Here is a 2,633-nt window from a genome sequence, read left to right as displayed (position 1 = left end):
CTTCGATCCTTGCCAGTACTTTGGGCGTGAATGCCCGGCCGACGATCGAGCGCAACCGCTGGTGACGCGGATCATCCAGCGCCAACATCGAGCTGGTGTACTCGGCCACTTGCGGATTGAGATTGCTGATCGTGAAATTGGGATAGGAACTGAAAGTCTCGGGATGACGGCTGGCGTACTGTACGTCATCAAATCTTGTCAGTGCCCAATGGCCTGCCCCAGGCTGCTCGCCCTTACGCACAAGAAGCGGGAAGAATCTGACCGGCGCCTCGCGACGAAGGGTTGCGAAAGCTCCGTCGCGGACCTCGTCATCAAGGGCCCAGAAGTCCCACGAGCCAAGATCAATGTCCGTCAACGAAACCTCGGCGGGCACGCGACCATTGCTGTGATGTGCAACTAGCATTTCTCAACCTGCTCCTTCATTGCCTTCTCCGTTAGACTTAGAAACGGTTTTCGCCGAAGGGGGATTCAGTGTCGTTGGACACACCGCCGATTCGAGTGTGTTTTTGGCTGATTGGAGCCTGATCTCCACCGACGACGACGACACCGCCTGGACGGTCAGCATCAAGACCTTGTTCACAACGGTCTGACTTTGCAGAGCTAGTCACCGCTGCAATTCGCTGATGCCCTGCCGGCCGCCCTCGACCGCCTCTGATTGGGTCGACCGGAAGTTGAACCCCCCGGAGACCCAACGCCAGGACTCGACGCGCCGCCCGCAGCGATCAGCGGCCTGTTCCGCGGGGAAAACATTGGCAAGATGGTCCTCACCGTTCCCCGATCACCCCGCAACCAGCGCCGGGACCAGCGCCGCGCACTAACCTCGATTCTGCATGCGTCGAGGCCGGGGGTGTGGTTCATCGGTTTCGGCGGGTTTGTGCCGGTTGTTTGTGGCGGGCGGGCGCGGCGAGGTGCCCGGTGTCGCGTCGGGTGTGCGGGCTTTCCAGGGCCGGTGGGGTTCTTTCGTTTCGTGTGGTCTGGGCGTCGGGTTTTAGGTGAATGCGCCGCGGATGCGTGTCCAGGCGGCGGGGATCGCCTTGGCCCACCGCCAGGTGGAGTCGATGCGCAGCCGGGTTTGTCGGGCGCTGCGGGTGATGCGGGCGGCGACGTGCAGCACGCGGTAGCGGAACGTGTCGATCTCACAGGTTGTAAGTTCGCGATGATCGGTGAAGCCGATCAGTTTCGACCAGGCCACCAGATCTGTTGCGGCCAGGATGATTTCCAGCCAGGCAGCGTTGGCGTCAAACGAGTGGAACGGCAAGTTGGTCAGGCCGGTGGCCTTGGCCTCGCGGATGCGGTCCTCGACGCGGGCGTGTTGGCGGTGACGCAGTTCCAGGCCCGCGAGCTGGCCGGGCACCACCCCGGGGCCGGTGTCGGTGATGAAGGCGGTGATGCGGTCCCCGTCGGCGTCGGTGAACCGCAACTGGGCGCCGGGATGGGGACGCTCTTTGCACAGGATCAGCCTGGTCCCAACCGGCCAGCTACTCATGTCCACCAGGTCAGTGGCTTCAGCGACCCAGGCACCGTCACGGATGTCGCCGTCGGAATCGATCGCCGGGTACCAGCTGTCGCTGATGTTGAGGGTGTCGGTCGCGTCGCGGACCCGGGCATCGACGGGGTAGCCGAAGGAGAATCCCACCCGGGCTTCTCGGCAGGGGTCGGCGAAGGTGTGGGTGGCACCGGCGGAATCGGAGCGCACCAGAATCTGCGGCGCCCCAGGATCGGCGGGGTCCCGGCGGTAAGCCACCGGCAACGATTCCAGCGCCCACCGGAGCACCTTCACGTGGTCGGCGGCAGTGTTGGAGCCGGCATTGCCCGGTCGCAGCAGCCCGGCCAAGGCTTCGCCGCCGGCGATCTCGCGACGGTCCAAGAACACCAGCAGCGGGTGATGGCCCCAGGTCTTCTTCCAGGTCGCGGCCGCATTCTCCTTGTTGTCGGAGTGGTCGATGGTGATCGTGGCATCGACATCGACGTGCAACCACCCCGACGGCGGCGCCGCCCCGGCCGCCCACGCTGTCGATCGTGCAGCCGCGCGGGCGGCACGGACACCGGGCAGGTGAGCAGCGTCAATGCGTTCGTCGACCAGCCGCCACATCGTGGTCGTCGAGGCCGCCGGCCCAAAGACATGTTCACGATCTGCGCACCGCTGACCGACCCCATCGACACAGTCCGCCCCGTCGGCGACCGCGGCCACCAGATCGCCGAACACATCTCCGGGAGCATGAATCCACGGCCCTCGATAGGTGTCGGCCAACGAGGCCGTCACCTGCGCGCAGAGCCCGGTCAACTCCGCCAACTCCCGCAGAATCCCCACCCCGGCATGCGACACCACACCCTGGCCGTCGGCGGACACTTTCACCCGTGGCCGTGCTGCGATACCCTTCACCCGCGAAGTGCCTTCCCGCTCGGAATCGTGGACCCTAGAGAAGTCTCATTATTGCTTGCAGGACAGGCACTTTCGCTATTCAACACCCCACATCACACCACGACCCGCGAAAAATCCAGGCTAGCTGGGACTGTCAGAACAACGGTGGATCTGATCTTGGTCTGACACGCCGAGCGTGAGCTTGGCGGGAAGGACTGACGATGTCAGAAACACTCGATCCCGTGGCTATGGAACTGGATCAACGGCAGCT

The 2,633-nt window shown here is 64.2% G+C and carries 1 protein-coding gene and 1 pseudogene; both read right to left on the bottom strand.

Annotated elements, in window-relative coordinates:
* Positions 1-403: pseudogene (locus tag JWP83_RS04835) on the bottom strand (cytochrome P450); the annotation flags it as partial.
* Between the two features lie 585 nt (positions 404-988).
* Positions 989-2,383 carry an IS1380 family transposase gene (locus JWP83_RS04830; RefSeq protein WP_297726585.1) on the bottom strand — a complete coding sequence of 465 codons (1,395 nt, stop codon included), beginning with the start codon at positions 2,381-2,383 and terminating at the stop codon, positions 989-991.
* Between the last annotated feature and the right edge of the window lie 250 nt (positions 2,384-2,633).

It is taken from the genome of Mycobacterium sp., assembly GCF_025965855.1.
GTDB lineage: Bacteria > Actinomycetota > Actinomycetes > Mycobacteriales > Mycobacteriaceae > Mycobacterium.
The sequence above is the reverse complement of the archived record's forward strand: the minus strand, read 5'-3'. Positions and strand labels throughout refer to the sequence as shown.